Here is a 16,907-nt window from a genome sequence, read left to right on the forward strand (position 1 = left end):
TGACGACGATGAAGGCATTCTGGCGAGTCGGCATCGCAGCCCTGGCCCTGCTCAGCGGGCTGGCAACGGCGGCCTCGCGGGAGGTCCGCCCCCTGAATGAAGGCTGGCTGTTCAGCAAGAGCGATGCGGGCGCGGCCATGTCGCCCACATTCGACGACAGGAGCTGGCGCCCCGTTCAGTTGCCGCACGACTGGAGCCAGGAAGAGCCCTTCAGCGCGAACTACGGCAGCGGCAACGGCTATGCGGCCGGCGGCGTGGGCTGGTATCGCAAGCAGTTCCAGCTCGATGCTTCGCAGCGTGGCCGCCTGGTCAGCGTGGAGTTCGACGGCATCTACGAGCACTCGCAGGTCTGGATCAACGGCCAGTACGTGGGCGGCCGACCCTTCGGCTACAGCAGCTTCGCGCTGAACCTCACGCCCTATCTGCGCTTCGACGCGCCGAATGTGATTGCGGTGCGCGTGGATCATTCACGCCAGACCGACTCGCGCTTCTACAGCGGCTCCGGCATCTACCGGCTGGCGCGGCTGGTCATCACAGCCCCGATTCACATCGCGCAGTGGGGAAGCTTCGTGCGCACGCCGGTGGTGAGCGCCGCGAATGCAAAGGCTCAGGTCGACACCGAAGTCGTCAACGCGACGGCCAAGGCGCAAAGCCTGAGCCTCTTGAGCGAGCTGCTGGACCCGCAGGGCCGCGTGGTCGCTCGGCTGGAGAGCAGCTTGCGGCTCACGGCCGGTGAGGGCCGCTCCTTTGCGCAGGCCTTGAGCGTCGCCCGGCCGCAGCGCTGGTCGCTGGAGTCGCCCGCGCTCTACACCTTGCGCCAGCAGCTGCGGCAGGGGGATCGGGTTCTCGATGAGGCGGGCACGCCCTTTGGCATCCGCACGGCCCGCTTCGACCCGGACCGTGGCTTCTTCCTCAACGACCAGCCGCTGAAGATCAAGGGTGTCTGCCTGCATCACGATGCCGGCAGCCTGGGCGCGGCCGTGCCGGAGTCGGTGCTGGAACGCCGCCTGATCAAGCTGCGCGACATGGGCGTCAACGCCATCCGCACCAGCCACAACCCGCCGGCGCCCGAGCTGCTGGCGCTGACCGACAAGCTGGGCCTCCTGGTGCAGGCCGAGGCCTTCGACGAGTTCGCGCCGACCAAGCGCAAATGGATCGCCGGCTGGAATGTGGGCGAGCCGGGCCGGCATGGCTACGGCGAGTCCTTCGAGGCCTGGGGCGTGCGCGATATCGAAGACATGGTCAAGCGCGACCGCAACCATCCGAGCATCATCATGTGGAGCATCGGCAACGAGGTCGACTACGCGAACGACCCGTTCTCGCATCCGGTGCTGGGCAAGAAGTACAGGCCCGAGAACCCGCCGGCCAGCGAGCTGGTGCGTTTGGGCAAGCCGCTGGTCGCTGCGGTGAAGCGCATGGACAGCAGCCGCCCGGTGACTGCGGCAATGGCCCATGTGGAGATGTCGGACGCCGTGGGTTTCGGCGACATCCTCGACATTGCCGGCTACAACTACCAGGAGCTTCGCTACGCCGCCGACCACGCAGCCAAGCCGCGCCGTGTGATCTATGGCAGCGAGAACCGGCACGACTACAGCGCCTGGGCCGTGGTGCGCGACACCGACTACATCTCCGGCCAGTTCCTCTGGACCGGCATCGACTATCTCGGCGAGGCGGGCCGCTGGCCGCTGCGTGCCGCGGACTTCGGCCTGCTGGACCTGGCGAGCTTCAGGAAGCCGCGCGGTGCGTTTCGCGAAAGCCTGTGGAGCGACAAGCCGATGGTCTATATCGCCGCGGCCTTGCAGAGCGCGCAGTTGAACGCCTCGCAATCGGGGCAGGGCACGCCGCTCCTGGACCAGCAGCGCCGCGCCAAGGTGGAGGAGCATTGGAACTGGCCGGCAGGCGCGACCGTCACCGTCTCGGCCTACAGCAACTGCGACGAGATCCAGTTGCTGCTCAACGGCCAAGTGATCGGCAGCCAGCCGCGCAGCGCAGCGGTGGAGGGCGTGTTCACCTGGACCTTGCCCTATCAAGCCGGCGAGTTGAAGGCCGTGGGCCTGCGTGGCGGAAAGCCAGTCGCGGAGTTCGTCCTTAAGACGGCAGGGCCTGCGGCGCGCATCGCGCTGTCCAGCGAAGTAGCGGGCGATGGCGTCGCCCATGTGGAGTACCGCATCGTCGATGCCCAGGGTGTGCGTGTGCCGGACGCCGATCTGCGAATCACGTTCAGCTTGCAAGGCCCGCTGGAGATTCTCGGCATCGGCAATGGCAACCTGGCGGATGTGGATGACCCGCGCGATGCGGTGCACGCCACGTATCAGGGCCGGGGTCTGGCGGTTCTGCGGAACAAGGCGGGCGCGGGTGCTCGAACCCTGCAAGCCAGCGCACCCGGCCTCGCATCGGCGCAAATCAACCTGGGCGGAACGCCATGATCCAACGCTGCTTCGCTGCGGCCCTGATTTGCGTTGCCAGCCTGGCAAGCGCCCAGCCGCTCCCGCGCGAGCAGCTGGACTTCAACGCTGGCTGGCGCCTGCATGTTGGTGAGGCGGCGGGCGCGCAGGAGGCGAAGTTCGATGACTCGGCCTGGAAGCCCGTCACCTTGCCGCATGCGTGGAACGAAGACGAAGCTTTCAAGAAGGACATCAAGGACTTGTCGACCGGCATCGCCTGGTATCGCAAGAGCTTCACACTGCCCAAGACCATCGTGGGCCGCAAAGTCTTCATCGAGTTCGAAGGCGTGCGCCAGGCCGGTGAGGTCTGGCTCAACGGCAAGCGCCTGGGCCTGCATGAGAACGGCATCACGGCCTTCGGCTTTGACATCAGCGACGCCGTGCGCCCGGCGCCGGCTGTGAACGTGATGGCGGTGCGCACCGACAACGACTGGGCCTATCGCGAGCAGCTCTCCGGTGCTCGCTTCCAATGGTCGGACCGCAACTTCAACGCCAACTACGGCGGACTCTCGAAGAACCTGCGCCTGCACATTGCCGACAAGGTCTACCAGACGCTGCCGCTGTATGCGCACCTGGGAAGCACCGGCGTCTACGTTTACGCCAAGGACTTCGACATTGCCGGGCGCAGCGCGACCCTCCATGCCGAGTCGGAGATTCGCAATGAGGACGCCGCGGCACGCACGTTCGTCTACAAGGTCAGCGTGCAGGACGCAGCCGGCAAGACGGTCGCCAGCTTCGATGGCGGCCGTTACACGGTGGCACCACGGGAGAGCCTCACGGCCAAGGCTTCAGCGCGAGTCAGCGGCCTCAATTTCTGGAGCTGGGGCTACGGCTATCTCTACACGGTGACCACGTCCTTGGAAGCTGAAGGTCGGGTCTTCGATGCCGTGGCCACCCGCACGGGCTTTCGCAAGACCGAGTTCGCCCATGGCATGGTCAAGCTCAACGACCGGGCCTTGCAGATGAAGGGCTATGCGCAGCGCAGCTCGAACGAATGGCCGGCCGTGGGCATGTCCGTGCCCCCATGGCTCAGCGACTACAGCAATGGCCTGATGGTGGAGAGCGGCGCGAACCTGGTGCGCTGGATGCACATCACGCCCTGGAAGCAGGACGTTGAATCCTGCGACCGCGTGGGCCTGATGCAGATGCTGCCGGCCGGCGACTCCGAGCGCGATGCGCAGGGCCGCTCCTGGGTGGCGCGCACCGAGGTGATGCGCGATGCCATCATCCATTTCCGAAACAACCCGAGCGTCCTGGTCTACGAGTCTGGCAACAACGGCATCAGCGAAGCGCACATGGCGGAGATGAAGGCGCTGCGCGACCGCTTCGACCCGCACGGCGGCCGCGCCGCCGGCAGCCGCGACATGCTCGGGAGCCGCGAGGCCGAGTACGGCGGCGAGATGCTTTATGTGAACAAGAGTGCCCGCCAGCCTTTCTGGCAGACCGAGTATTCGCGGGACGAAGGCCTGCGCAAATACTGGGACGAGTTCTCGCCGCCCTTCCACAAGGACGGCGAAGGCCCGCTCTACAACGGGCAGGACGCCAGCGTCTACAACCGCAACCAGGATTCGCATGCGATCGAGAACGTGGTGCGCTGGTACGACTTCTGGCGCGAGCGTCCGGGCACCGGCACGCGCATGAACGGGGGCGGCCTGAACATCATCTTCTCCGACAGCAACACCCATCACCGCGGCGCCGAGAACTACCGCCGCAGCGGCGAGGTCGATGCGATGCGCATCGCGAAAGACGGCTTCTACGCGCACCAGGTGATGTGGGACGGCTGGGTGGATGTGGAACGGCCGCGCGCTCACATCATTGGCCATTGGAGCTACGCGGCCGGCGTGCGCAAGAACGTCACCGTGGTCTCCAGTGCGGCCACGGTCGAGCTGTTCCTGAACGGCAAGTCGCTGGGCAAGGCGCAGCCCACGAATGGATTCCTGTTCAGCTTCCGCGACGTGGCCTGGCAGGCCGGACGCTTGAAGGCCGTGGGCTATGACGCGCAAGGTCGAAAGATCACCGAGGCCCAGCACGAGACGGTCGGCCAGCCGGTGGCCTTGAAGCTCACCCGCATTGCCTCGCCGGTCGCGCTGCGCGCCGATGGCGCGGACATGGCGCTGCTCGAAGTCGAGGTGGTCGATGCCAAGGGTCGGCGCCATCCCATTGCATTGAACAGCGTGGAGTTCGAGCTGACGGGTCCGGCCGAATGGCGCGGCGGCATCGCCCAGGGGCCTGACAACTTCATTGGCGCCCGCACGCTGCCGGTCGAAGGCGGCGTGAACCGCGTGCTGGTGCGCACGAGCACCGAAGCCGGCCGCATCACGCTCACCGCCAAGTCGGCGGGTTTGAAGTCGGCGCAGATTGCCTTTGATTCCGTGGCGGTGCAGCCCGGCAGCATGGCCGGCGCTGATTTGCCGGGACGTCTGGATCGCGGCCCGACACCGGCCACGCCTGCGTTCAAGCCGACACGCATCGCCGTGCCGGTGGCAGGTGTCACGGCCACCGACGGCCTCGACCCCCGCCGCGCCATCGATGACGACGAGACGACCGCCTGGTCGGGCAAGCAGCCGATCAGCTTCGAACTGGCGCGGCCGGCCCGACTCACCGAAGTGACGATGAAGACGGCGGGATTCCGTGCCCGCAGCTATCCCGTTCGCATCACCGTTGACGGCAGGGAAGTGTTCCGTGGTGCCACGCCGCGCAGCCTCGGCTATGTCACGCTTACCCTGCAGCCGATTCTGGGCCGCAAGGTGATGATCGAGGTTCTGGGCGGCAGCGAGGCGCGCGAGGCCTTTGCCGGCATCACCGAGCTGGTCGACCAGAAGAACGCCACCACTGGCGAGCAGCTCGTTGGCAAGGGCGAGCTGGGCCTGATCGAGATCGAGTTTTATGAAGCCGCGGCTGCTGAATTGGCCGCGCGAGATGACAAGGGCAACAAGCCATGAGCAATCAACAACAGATTCTTTTCCCGGTCGATTCCTCGAAGATCGACCCGCTGCTTTCGCACCATGTGGCCGCGGTGGGCGCGAGCCAGGCCGATTACCGCGACGCGATCGACCGACTGATCCACAACCTGATCAATATCCGCGACGACGAAGGCAAGTTCCTCCTGCGTCTCGCGGACGGCCGCGTGCTCGACACCAAGAGCTGGAACGGCTGGGAATGGACGCAGGGCGTGGGCCTGTATGGTGTCTACAAGGTCTGGGAGATGACCGGCGACCAAAAGGCCTGGGACATCATGACCTCGTGGTTCGAGGCCCGCTTCAAGGAGGGCACGCCCTCGCGCAACATCAACACGGTGGCGCCTTTCCTGACGCTGGCGTACTTGTATGAGCGCACCGGCAACCGCACTTATTTGCCGTACCTGGACGCCTGGGGCGAGTGGGTCTACAGCGGCCTGCCGCGCACCGAAGAGGGCGGCTTCCAGCACATCGTCTACAACAGCGTGAACCACCAGCAGCTGTGGGACGACACGCTGATGATGTCGGTGATGCCGCTGGCCAAGATCGGCCTCCTGCTGAACCGCCCGCACTATGTGGAAGAGGCCAAGCGGCAGTTCATGGTCCACATCAAGTACCTGGCGGACCGCAAGACGGGCTTGTGGTTCCACGGCTGGACTTTTGAGGGCCGCCACAACTTCGCCAACGCCCTGTGGGCGCGCGGGAACAGCTGGGTCACCATCGTGATCCCGGAGTTCATCGAGCTGCTCGACCTGCCCAAGGACGATGCCTTGCGCCTGTTCCTGATCGAGACGCTGGAGGCGCAGGTCAAGGCTCTCGCCAAGTGCCAGACCGCTTCGGGCCTGTGGCGCACGATTCTTGATGACGAGACCTCGTATGAAGAGGCCGCCGCCTCGGCCGGCTTTGCCTACGGCATCCTGAAGGCGGTGCGCAAGGGCTATCTGCCAAAGGAGTACGAAGCGCTGGGCGTGAGTGCTGCCAAGGCGGTGCGCGCCAAGATCAACGACGCGGGAGAACTGACGCAGGTGAGCTTCGGCACGCCGGTGTTCAACAGCATCCAGGAATACAAGGACATCCCGCTCACCTCGATGCCGTTTGGACAGGCGATGGCCTTGCTCACGATGGGCGAGTTCATGTACAGATTCATTTGAGCCCCGTAATAGAACAAGAGAAGAGACAAGCAAGATGGCCGGAGACTACAAGAAGGTGCGCATCCCCAACTGGGTGAACTACTGGGGCTGGGGCTCGGGCGACATGCTGGGCGCGGGTGCACAGGCGGTGATCACCGGCTGGCTGTTCTATTTCTTCACCACCTTCTGCAGCCTGAGTGCCGTGGAAGCAGGGCTCATCCTCGGCCTGCCGCGCCTCCTGGAGGCGATCACCTGCCCCTTGATCGGCTATGTGTCTGACCACCTTCGCCACACCTGGGTGGGGCACAAGATCGGCCGGCGCAAGCTGTTCCTGCTGATCACCATTCCGCTGCTGCCCAGCTTCGCGCTGATCTTCCGCACCGGCCACACCTTCTACTACTACCTGCTCTGCTTCATCTTCTTCGAGCTGCTGTACACGATGTTTCTCATCCCCTGGGAAACGCTGGCGGCCGAGATGAGCCGCGACTATGCGGAGAAGGCCAAGTTCGCCGGTGCGCGCATGATCGTGGCGCAGAGCTCGGCCATCCTGGCCTCCTACCTGCCCACTCTGCTGATCAGCCAGTTCGGCGGCAAGGATTCGCCCGATACCTTCTTCTGGATGGCCGCCATCTTCGGCGTGATCTTCTCCATCGTCGTGACCATCGTGGTGCTGACGACCTGGGAGAGGCCCTATGGGCCGAAGGAGCTCGTGGCCTTGTCGCAGACCTTCAAGGGCCCGAGCCTGAAGACGGCCTTGAACATGCCGGTGAAGATGTTCGCCGACCTGTTCTCGACCCTGAAGATCCGCGCCTTCCGCCAGCACCTGAGCCTCTACCTCGGCGGCTATCTGTCGCAGGACATCTTCAACACCGCGTTCCCGATCTTCGTGGCCACGGTGCTGGCCGGCGCCACGCTGGTGATCTCGCAGCTGATGACGACGATGTATGTCGCGCAACTGATCTCGGTGATGGTGGCGATCAATATCGTGATCCGTACCGGCCCCTTGCTGGCCTACCGCATCGCGATCAGCTTCTTCGGCGCGGCGCTCGCGCTCTACCTTGCTTTCTTCCTCATGCAGCCGGCCGGCTTCGGCGCCAGCATGCAAGGCTTGAGCGGCAATATCTTCTCGGCCTTCAACCCCAGCGCGGCCGGCTTCTCGCCGAGCCTGGTCTTCTGGCTGTTCACACCCATCATCCTGGCGGGCCTGGGCCGAGGCACGCTGAACTTCGTGCCCTGGTCGGTCTACAACTACCTGCCCGATATCGATGAAGCCGTCACGGGCGAGCGCCGCGAAGGCATCTTTGCCGGCGTGATGACGCTGGTGCGCAAGGTCGCGCAGTCGGGCGCCATCATCCTGAGCGGCTGGATCATCGACATGGGCGGCTACATCTCGCCCAAGGCCCATCCCGGCCGGGTGATCGAGCAGACGCCCGAGGCCATCAACACCATCGTGGCGCTGATGGTGGGCGGTCCCATCGTCGTGATGGTGCTGGGCCTCGTCATCTCCTGGTCGTTCCGACTGAACGCCCGCACGCATGCGGTGCTGGTGCATGAAGTGGAGCGGCTGCGCGCCGGCGAGACCGAGGCCGAGTCGCCCGAGAACCGCCGCATCGTTGAAGACCTGACCGGCTGGCCGTACGAGAAGCTGTGGGGGCGGGGCGCGCGAGCCTGACAGGCCGGCGGCCTTGGCTTGGTGGGCGCGTGCACAATGGACTGACGCGGCCACCATGCGCGGGCACTACCGGGAGCACGCTTGAACGCACTGCCAACGATCTATCTGATCCGCCATGGCGAAACCGCCTGGTCCCTGGAAGGCAAGCACACCGGCGCCAGCGACCCGCCGCTGACCGCGCATGGCGAGGCGCAGGCGCGAGCGCTGGCGTGGCGCTTGATCGAGGTCGAGTTCAGCCATGTGCTGGTCAGCCCGCGGACGAGGGCGCAAAAGACTTGTGAGCTGGCCGAGCTGGCTTCGGTGAGCGAGGTGGAGCCCAAGCTTGCAGAGTGGAACTACGGCGACTACGAAGGCCTGACCCTCGCCGAGATCCGCAAGCAGCGGCCGAACTGGAACATCTGGCAGGACGGCAGCCCGCACGGCGAATCGCCCTCGGAGATGTCGGCCCGGGTAGACCGTCTGATCACGCACCTGAACTCCATGCACGGCAATGTCGCGCTCTTCACCCACGGCCATCTGGGCTCCGCGCTGGCGGCCCGCTGGATCGGAATGCACATCAGCGCGGGCCAGCATTTCGTGCTGCAGCCGGCCAGCCTGAGCATCCTGGGCCACACGACGGACCACACGCACAAGCACCTGATCGAGCTGTGGAACGAAACCGAGGTGGTGAGCCGGGCCGCCGAGGAGGCGGAGACAGCGCCGTCAAAGACCTGAACCTGCAGAGCTGGCTTCAAAAATTTGCTGCAACCAATCATTTTTTTGAAACAATGGTTCGAAATTTAGGGTTTTGACCGTTTTCCCGAGGATAAGCCGGCACAATGCCGCCTCAGCCCTTCGCTCAAGCCCTCCATTTCGACCCTCGAAAGCCAAGCCATGAAGATCGCTCTCATCATCGAGAACAGCCAAGCCGCCAAGTCCGATATCGTCTTCAACGCCTTGAAGACCGTTGCCGAGCCGCTGGGCCACGCCGTGCATCACTACGGCATGTACACGCCGGAAGACAAGGCCTCGCTGACCTATGTGATGAACGGCCTGCTGGCCGGCATCCTCCTGAACTCCAAGGCCGTCGACTTCGTCGTCACCGGCTGCGGCACCGGCATGGGCTCCATGCTGGCCTGCAACTCGATGCCCGGCGTGTTCTGTGGCCTCGTGATCGACCCGACCGATGCCTTCCTGTTCGGCCAGATCAATGACGGCAACTGCATGTCCATGCCCTACGCCAAGGGTTTCGGCTGGGCCGCCGAACTGAACCTGCAGGACTGCTATCGCAAGCTGCTCGAGAACGAGCGTGGCGCCGGCTACCCGAAGGAACGCGCGGCCATCATGGCCAAGAATCGCGGCATCCTGAAGGACCTGAAGGCAGCCTCCTGCAAGGACATGCTGAGCGTGCTGAAGGGCGTCGACCAAGACCTCCTGAAGGCCACCGTGTCGGGCGAGAAGTTCCAGGACCTGTTCTTCACGAACTGCCAGGACGACGCCATGGCCAGCTACATCAAGGGCGTGCTGGCGAGCTGATTTCGAGAAGGCGCTGCCCGCGGGCGGTGCCCCAGACATGCGAAACCCCCAGCGCCTCGAGTGAGGCCCTGAGGGTTTTTTCTTGCATGGCTGCGCGCCAGTGTCAGTCGCAGTTGGGCACGACAGGCTTGCTGCCGACCTTCATGCATTGCTTGTAGTTGTTGGGCAGGTCGCGCACCTCGCGGCTCTGGCCCTGGGTGAGCGTGAACTCTTCGACCACCTGGTGGGTGCAGGTCGTTGCCGGCTTGCCGCGCTCGCCATCGCCGGTCTGGCACTGGGTGGTGTAGAGCGTGTAGTTGCATTCACCAGTCGGGCTCTTCACGCATTCGAAGCGTGCGCTGCCGCCATTGCTCAGCCGCATGCGGCCGGCGGAGTTGTGGTCGTCGTTGGCGGGGGCCGTGATCGAGATGGAACAGGCGCTCAGCAGTGCGCCGGCGGCGACCGTGGCGAGCAGGGCGAGGGGGCGGAGCGTCAGGGCAGTGGATTTCATGTTCGAGCCTGGGTTGGAAAAGCCGCGATGCTATGCAGGCCGGGCCACCACTGCCCCCGCGCTGCGACGAACTGCATCGGCGCAAGCGCAGGCTGCAGCTCAGGTGGGCTTGGCCGCTTACTTGTCACTGGCCCGGTGCTCGACCAAGTGCTTGCGACTCCGGGATGGAAGGTGGCATGGGCAGGCGGCGCGGGACTCCTTCAAATGCGCGCCTGCGCCTGGCCGTACACCGCTGTGCCTCCCCCTGTTGCTCGATTCAGCTCTCAGCGACCAGAATTTGGGGGATGAACCGGCCTTAAGCCTGCGCCGGATCGAAGAAGCGCCGGGCCAGGCCGCTGCGGCCGGGGTAGTACTTGAAGAAGGGCCGTGCCTGATCGACTGTGCGCGCGACCGAGGGGTGAGCCATCAATCGCTCGAAATAGGCACTGAGGTGAACCTGCTCCGCGGGCAGGGGCACATAGGTCGCGGCATAGAACAGGGCGGGTGCAGCAGCGCAATCGGCCATGCTGAACGCATCGCCGCAGGCCCAGGTGCGGCCTTCGAGATGGCGGTTGATGAAGCTGTAGGCCGAGGAAATGCGCTCACGGGCCTGTGCCACACCCTGCGCATCGCGGCCACCTTCAGGCCGCAGGAGGTCGGCCGTCAAGGCCTGCATGGGCGTCATCACTTCCAGGTCGAAGACCCGGTCCCACAAACGCACTTCCAAGGCCGCATCTGGCTCATCCGGAATGAGCTTGCGGCCGGGGTGCGCATGGTGCTGCTGCAGGTACTCGATCATGATGCTCGACTCGGGCACCGGCCTCTGCCCGTCCACCAGCAGCGGCATCTTGCCGGTGGGCCACAAAGCCAGATATGCCGCCCGCTCCTGTGGGTCGCCCAGGTTGAGGAGCTTTTTCTCCACCTCGATGCCCAGGACATCGATGGCGATGAGCACCTTGTGGCAGTAGGAGGAGAGCGGGTGGTAATGCAGGGTGAGCGTGGCCATGAGCTTCCCGGTACTTTCTCGATCTGGATTGCAGGTGTTGGTCAGCTGCGTGTCTTCAGCGAAGCCAGGTCGTCCATCGCTGGCACACTCGCCACGAGCACCAGAAGCAAGGCCAGGGGCACCGTGGCGATGTAGCCCAGATGCTTGAAGCCCCAGGCGCCCATGATGGCGCCGAAGCAGAAGAAGGCCACCAGCGCACCCAGCACGCGCAGCCGGGTTCGATTGGCGCGCACTGCAGGCAATGCGCTATCGATGTTGCGGTTCCAGTAGATCAGCTTGCCGATCTCGATGCCGATGTCCGTGACCATGCCGGTCAAGTGGGTGGTGCGGACATCGGCTTGCGAGATCTTGGTGATCACCGCGTTTTGCAGGCCCATGATGAAGCACAGCAGCATCACGGTTGCCGGTACAAACAGACCTTGCATCTGCGACAGCTGAGCGCCCAGCAAGCCGAAGCCGAGCAGCAGGCCGGACTCGAGCAGCAGCGGCATCGCGTACTCGCTGTGCAGCTGCCGCCGGCGGGCGAAGTTGATCATGACTGCCGAGCAGGCGGCACCCAGCACGAAGCTCAGCAGGGCGCCAATGCCACCCAGCACCAGATTGAGGTTGCCCAGCACCAGGTCATCCGCCATGGCAGACACGATGCCCGTCATGTGGGAGGTGTACTGCTTGACGGCCAGGAAGCCGCCCGCATTCGCTGCGCCTGCCACGAAGGCAAGCACGCAGCCCAGCTGCTGGTTGGCAGCGGCGCTGCGGTCGCGGCCGGTGAGCCGGCGTGCATAGTGGACAGGCATGGACGGATTGTGGTGCCTGCCCTGGGGCCCGTGCTATCGGGACAGTTGCCACTGCCTGACGGCGGTGCTCGTGGCCGCGAATGCGGGCATCAGCTCGCTCCAGGTCTGCTCGTCCATCCCGGCCGGCCGGCGCAGTGCTGCCGGCTTGAACTTGCGCATCAGCAGGCCCTTGCAGGCGAACACGATGCTGTTGCTGCAATCGACGTCGGGCACAACGACCACCTCGTCACCAAAGCTGCGCTGGATGCGCGAAACAAAGCTGTCGAAGTGGCGATGCCCGCTGTGCAGGTTGACGACCATCAGTCCATCCGGCTGCAGCGCCTCGTGGCAGTTGTCGTAGAAGCGCTGCGAGCACAGCGCTGGCGGCTGGCCCTCGCTGTCGAAGCCGTCCACCATCAGCATGTCGACCTTGTAGGGCGGGAAGCGAACGAAATCGGCACCGTCGCCGCGCCGGACCTTGAAGCGCTCGTCGTCGGCTGGCACCTGGAACTCGTCGCGCAGCGCAATCACATGCGGATTGATCTCGACCACCTTGATGCGGGTGTCCGGCAGGTGCTGGTAGCAGAACTTGGCCATCGAGCCGCCGCCCAGGCCGATCATGGCCAGCGTGTCGGGCCTGTTGTTGAACAGCAGTGCCGCCATCATCGTGCGCGTGTAGTCCAGGTCCAGCGCGTAGGGCCGCTGCGTCTGCATGCGGCTCTGGATCTCGCAGATGGAGAAGTGCAAGGCCTTGGTGCTGAGCGTCTGGTAGACGAAAGGCTTGACGTGCTGGCTTGATGTGTCGGTTTGGTCGGGCATGGCGGGTTCAACAATACCAAGGCAGTCGGCGGCTGATCAAACCTTCTTGACGAATTCGGACTTCAAGCCCATCGCACCGATGCCGTCGATCTTGCAATCGATGTCGTGATCGCCGTCGGCCAGGCGGATGTTCTTGACCTTGGTGCCGACCTTGACCACGAGCGACGAGCCCTTGATCTTCAGGTCCTTGATCACGGTGACCGTGTCTCCGTCCTGCAGCACATTGCCCACCGCGTCCTTGATCACGCGTGCTTCATCTGCGGCGCCCGCTTCCTGCGCCTGGGCCGACCACTCATGCCCGCATTCCGGGCAGACCAGCATCGCTCCGTCCTCGTAGGCATAGGCCGAGTTGCACTGAGGGCAGGGTGGCAGGGCGGCGTCGGTCATACAGTGGGTCCTCGAAGCGGGAATGAAGAAGCCCCACCATCTTGCGATGCTGGGGCTCTTTGCCTGGCTGCTCGACCCGGGCTTGAACCAGGGGCCTACGGATGAAGAGCAGAGCCAGTGCAAATTTCTAAGTTGGCGAATTTTAGCGGAGTTGGGCTGGTGCCCAGCTTGCGCTCCTCTGGTGGTGCGTTTCGGTCTTGCGGGCGGCAGCGTCAGGCGCTGGACGGCGTACGCGCAAACCAGTGCTCGTTCAAGCACTCGTCGCGGAACTTGCCGGTACGGCATTGAGTCTGGTGAGAAGCTTTTGGGTGCAGCGAAACTCGAACACGATGGCGACACAGCTGTGAATCCGGAATCAAGTATCCGGCACAAAGGAAGAAGCCCCGACACATCGCTGCATCAGGGCTTCTCTACCTGGCTCCTCGACCTGGGCTCGAACCAGGGACCTACGGATTAACAGTCCTACGTCGCAGGAGCTCGACTTGAAGTAAAAATTGTTGCAAATCAAAAGCTTAGGCTCGACTGTAGCACTCGGGCGGCTGTCAAAAGGTGGACCAGATCGGGACCAGATAGTCCGAACTGCCCTTCGAGAGGACCGGGAATCGACCGCACGACATTGCCATAGGCGATCTCTTCTACATCAGCTCAAATGGCGACAGGACGCCGGCAAGGTGGCCTGCATGATCCTCATCGATGACCAGCCAGAGCATCGGGCCGTTCGACACTGTCGACTGCTTTAGGACATCAGCGATGGTCATGGTCGAACGTAGCAGGTCGTCATCGTGCAACTCCACCAACTCCATGCCGGCAGCCTTCGCCTCGTCTATGGTCTGGCCCAGTCGATTTTTCTTCGTCTCGCCATTCACACCTAAGAATTTCGCCAAACCGAGCTCTGAAATCAGCCACCAGGCGTTGGCGATTTGGACCGGTAGAAAAGAGAACGAGTGCATCAGCATGAGTTGCCGTGCATGAGCGAGCGGTTGCCAGGGCTCTACGGATATCGGGGATGTGACCATCACGCTGCCAACGGTTCTTTCAACATCAGCCATCAGCGCCTCCTCCAATCCGATGCACAGCTCGATGGCGGCTGTGGTGGCATGACGCGCATAGGCGCCAATATGCATTGCATCATTGCGGGCGGTTTGAACCGTTCTGTATAGCGCTTCAAATGACTTGAATCTGGAGGGAAACCTCGCGGCAAGTCCCGTCAACACCAGCGATCGTTGCGCACACTCTGCAATATGCGGCTTGTACGTCTCCAAAGTCCCTTGCATTCCGCGCAAGCGGAGGCCAAGCGCCTCAAGGGCAAAGCAGATCGCGCCAAACCCCTCTGCATCGGCCAAAGCCGCATAGCGTGCTTCGCGAAATCGGTCTCGGTAGTAGACGCGCTCCTCTGACAGCAGTGCCCGTGGCTGTGGCGGCGGGTGGCGCGGTCGATTAAGTGGCATTCAACAGGTTCGGCGAGCGCCGCAATTCCGTGTCACAGGAGCTGAGGAGCTTGCCGTCCAAGCACCCCCTCAGCTACGGGCCCAAAGAACTGTCGTGTCAGGCTAAAGAACGCGCTGAGCGAAGCTCCGGCCGGTACTAGGTCAAGCGCGACGAGGTGGTCAAGACTCCAGCCCTTCACCTGATGCTCATCGAAGAGGTCTTGGAGCTCGTCCCACCAGCGTTCACGCAACGATCTTAGATACGGGCTGTTCAGATTCAAAAGCTTGATGGTGTAGTCGGCGCGCGCGACATCGTTCGCGGCAAGCCCATCCCTTGGAACAACACGCCCATCGGAAAGGTAGGCAAAGAAACGAGCGCAGTCAGGCTGGTGGCACGACACAAAAAGAATCGGGTCGTAGTCGCTCCCTTTGGCATGGCCGCCGAAGACTTCAGAAGCTTGAGATTTCAAGTTGGCGAGATCCGCCTCACTGTTCAATGCACTTGCCGCTAGGTTCGAATAGTCGAACGTAAGTTGAGGGTACTTGCTTTTCGGTTGGACATGTTCAATGTGGTAACCAAGCCCAATCTGATCGGCGCGAATCTCCGAGTAACAGCACAGTTGGAATTGTTCATCCAAAAGACACTGCTCGACTACTGCCTTATGGCCGAAGCCACTCCAGCGCGACCTCGCCTGCGCAGCACTCGTAGGGGGATTCAAGTGGGCTTGTCCAAGGTGGTAGCCGCCACCACCCTGCTTGGAAATTGGCTTCATCGCTTCAACGATTCTTGACGCGCAATGCTTCGTTGCAGACGCAGAAGTTGAGGATGTTGCTGGCCAAGTGCAGCCGTCAATTCATTCATCAGCCGAAGTGCTTCATCGCTGGCGTATGCACCTTGGTCCACTAACGCTGTAAGCCGCTGGAGGCTAGGCTTTTCGGCGATTGGAGGTTGGGGATCTACGTGCATGACGCTTTGCAGTACTACATTGCTTGGCTCCCCATAGGTCTTCGCTAGGGGTTCCGCAGCAACGAATCGCCCGTTGATGTCCTTGCCGAGCACGCGAATATTTTCGCGTCGTACCGTGCTCAGGACTTGCGGGCTATGTGTCGTAATGATGAATTGAGTCGCCGGGAACGTGCGCATGAGGTCGGCCAAGACGCGCTGTTGCCAAGCCGGGTGAAGGTGGAGGTCGACCTCATCAATCAGCATGACAGCGGGTGCCATTAGCGACGGCGCTTCGGGCACATGCTCCAGAACCGCGTCATCCTCTATCGGCTGACCTATTGCTTGCCAAGCGGCCCACACTCGTTCTAGGGCGCCCGGGGTGTCGTACTCTAGTTGCGGGTTTCCCAGAGCCAAGCGACGGGCAAAGTCCAGGGCCAAAGCCAACATGCTTTGGTAGCCTTGGCTGAGCTGAGAAACTTGAAAGAGCGCACCTCCTCCAGCTGACTCGACGACAAACTTGTGATCGCGGCTGAAGTGTGGGTTGTGAAACGCGCCGCCCAGCACTGATTTGATGGCAGCGCGAACGGCTTCGAGTGATTTCGAAGGAGTGTAGTCGTCGGATAGAAGCCCCTTATTCGCACGAAGCTCATTTGCCTCTTCCGCATCAAACCACTTGAGCATCTCCTTAAAGTCACTTAGAGGCTCTAGCGCCCCGACGAGCGCCGAAGTCGGATGCGTATATGACTCTTGGGTGGACCTAAGGCGTTCTGGAATTTCAATGTAACCTCGGCGAGCGCCGTAATAGGCAAATACCGGGGTGAGCTCTGGCCCATCATATTTAATGCTCTTCTTTACGCCAGCCAAATACTCGACGAGTTTGCCTTCACCAAACTTTCGCGAAGGCTCGCGGCCTGCAATTGATGGGCGCCATACGTCCCACTGCAGGTCCTCAGCGGCATCTACAACGATCTGAGCAGTGTCACTAGTGGTCCAAGCTTGTCGCTTGCTCCGGCCTGTGTGTGAGACCAGCCGAAAATCGTTATCCCGAATGCTGACGCCCTTAAGCCGCTGATCGGCGGAAGACAGGTGTCTCAGGATTGGCGAGAGTCCAATCGCAATGGCGTCAAGAATTGCGGTTTTTCCTGCCCCGTTATCGCCTACGAGTACCGTTAGGCGAGGATGCAGGTCAACTTCCAGCTCATCAAAGCACCGGAAATTGCGGAGAGTTATTTTTCTCAGACGCATGGATAGTCAACTCACCGTAGCTACTTCGAATGATGTGTCGCGAGGCATTTGCAAGAATCGGCTGACAGTATGCCCGTTGCTAACGGGGCTGCAGAACAACCGGGACTGCAGCACACC

The 16,907-nt window shown here is 62.9% G+C and carries 14 protein-coding genes and 1 pseudogene; 7 read left to right on the forward strand and 8 right to left on the reverse strand.

Annotation, left to right across the window (positions count from 1 at the left end; genetic code table 11):
• Positions 1–8 precede the first annotated feature (8 nt).
• The 6 genes from V3596_RS14960 to V3596_RS14985 all read left to right on the forward strand — a co-directional run bounded on the left by V3596_RS14960 (position 9) and on the right by V3596_RS14985 (position 9,718).
• Positions 9–2,426 carry a glycoside hydrolase family 2 TIM barrel-domain containing protein gene (locus V3596_RS14960; protein WP_334278580.1) on the forward strand — a complete coding sequence of 806 codons (2,418 nt, stop codon included), beginning with the start codon at positions 9–11 and terminating at the stop codon, positions 2,424–2,426.
• Positions 2,423–5,386, forward strand: a complete 2,964-nt coding sequence (locus tag V3596_RS14965) for a glycoside hydrolase family 2 protein (protein ID WP_334278581.1) — start codon at positions 2,423–2,425, stop codon at positions 5,384–5,386. The genes V3596_RS14960 and V3596_RS14965 overlap by 4 nt, the downstream gene beginning before the upstream one ends.
• The gene (gene bglB, locus V3596_RS14970; RefSeq protein ID WP_334278582.1) at positions 5,383–6,552 is read left to right on the forward strand and encodes a beta-galactosidase BglB; all 1,170 of its coding nucleotides are present in this window, start codon (positions 5,383–5,385) and stop codon (positions 6,550–6,552) included. The genes V3596_RS14965 and bglB overlap by 4 nt, the downstream gene beginning before the upstream one ends.
• A 34-nt stretch (positions 6,553–6,586) precedes the next feature.
• Positions 6,587–8,203, forward strand: a complete 1,617-nt coding sequence (locus V3596_RS14975; protein ID WP_334278583.1) for an MFS transporter — start codon at positions 6,587–6,589, stop codon at positions 8,201–8,203.
• Between the two features lie 81 nt (positions 8,204–8,284).
• The gene (locus tag V3596_RS14980) at positions 8,285–8,917 is read left to right on the forward strand and encodes a histidine phosphatase family protein (protein WP_334278584.1); all 633 of its coding nucleotides are present in this window, start codon (positions 8,285–8,287) and stop codon (positions 8,915–8,917) included.
• 159 nt (positions 8,918–9,076) lie between these two features.
• Entirely contained in the window at positions 9,077–9,718 is a 642-nt protein-coding gene (locus V3596_RS14985) for an RpiB/LacA/LacB family sugar-phosphate isomerase (RefSeq protein ID WP_334278585.1), read from the forward strand.
• A 103-nt stretch (positions 9,719–9,821) separates the two neighbouring features.
• On the opposite strand, the gene V3596_RS14990 is transcribed toward V3596_RS14985, so the two are convergent.
• The 5 genes and pseudogenes from V3596_RS14990 to V3596_RS15010 all read right to left on the reverse strand — a co-directional run bounded on the left by V3596_RS14990 (position 9,822) and on the right by V3596_RS15010 (position 13,172).
• Complete coding sequence (locus V3596_RS14990) at positions 9,822–10,208, reverse strand: hypothetical protein (RefSeq protein ID WP_334278586.1); 387 nt, start codon at positions 10,206–10,208, stop codon at positions 9,822–9,824.
• A 295-nt stretch (positions 10,209–10,503) separates the two neighbouring features.
• A complete protein-coding gene (locus tag V3596_RS14995; RefSeq protein WP_334278587.1) occupies positions 10,504–11,193 on the reverse strand; it encodes a glutathione S-transferase family protein in 690 nt (229 codons plus the stop codon).
• Between the two features lie 65 nt (positions 11,194–11,258).
• A pseudogene (locus V3596_RS15000) lies at positions 11,259–11,987 on the reverse strand (YoaK family protein); the annotation flags it as partial.
• A 33-nt stretch (positions 11,988–12,020) separates the two neighbouring features.
• A complete protein-coding gene (locus tag V3596_RS15005) occupies positions 12,021–12,785 on the reverse strand; it encodes a spermine/spermidine synthase domain-containing protein (RefSeq protein WP_334278588.1) in 765 nt (254 codons plus the stop codon).
• 36 nt (positions 12,786–12,821) lie between these two features.
• Positions 12,822–13,172, reverse strand: a complete 351-nt coding sequence (locus V3596_RS15010; RefSeq protein ID WP_334278589.1) for a zinc ribbon domain-containing protein YjdM — start codon at positions 13,170–13,172, stop codon at positions 12,822–12,824.
• Between the two features lie 22 nt (positions 13,173–13,194).
• Here V3596_RS15010 and V3596_RS15015 point away from each other — a divergent pair, with 22 nt between their 5' ends.
• Positions 13,195–13,629, forward strand: coding sequence for a hypothetical protein (locus tag V3596_RS15015; RefSeq protein ID WP_334278590.1), 435 nt, complete (start codon positions 13,195–13,197; stop codon positions 13,627–13,629).
• Positions 13,630–13,807: 178 nt separating this feature from the next.
• On the opposite strand, the gene V3596_RS15020 is transcribed toward V3596_RS15015, so the two are convergent.
• The 3 genes from V3596_RS15020 to V3596_RS15030 are packed head-to-tail and all read right to left on the reverse strand — an operon-like array spanning position 13,808 to position 16,790.
• On the reverse strand, positions 13,808–14,620 hold the full coding sequence (locus V3596_RS15020; protein ID WP_334278591.1) for a hypothetical protein: 813 nt from the start codon (positions 14,618–14,620) through the stop codon (positions 13,808–13,810).
• Positions 14,621–14,652: 32 nt separating this feature from the next.
• Positions 14,653–15,372, reverse strand: coding sequence for a retron system putative HNH endonuclease (locus V3596_RS15025; RefSeq protein ID WP_334278592.1), 720 nt, complete (start codon positions 15,370–15,372; stop codon positions 14,653–14,655).
• A complete protein-coding gene (locus V3596_RS15030) occupies positions 15,369–16,790 on the reverse strand; it encodes an AAA family ATPase (RefSeq protein ID WP_334278593.1) in 1,422 nt (473 codons plus the stop codon). The genes V3596_RS15025 and V3596_RS15030 overlap by 4 nt, the downstream gene beginning before the upstream one ends.
• Positions 16,791–16,907 lie beyond the last annotated feature (117 nt).

Origin of the sequence: Roseateles microcysteis (genome assembly GCF_036880965.1) — a bacterium.
In the GTDB taxonomy this organism is placed as follows: Bacteria; Pseudomonadota; Gammaproteobacteria; order Burkholderiales; family Burkholderiaceae_C; genus JAUASW01.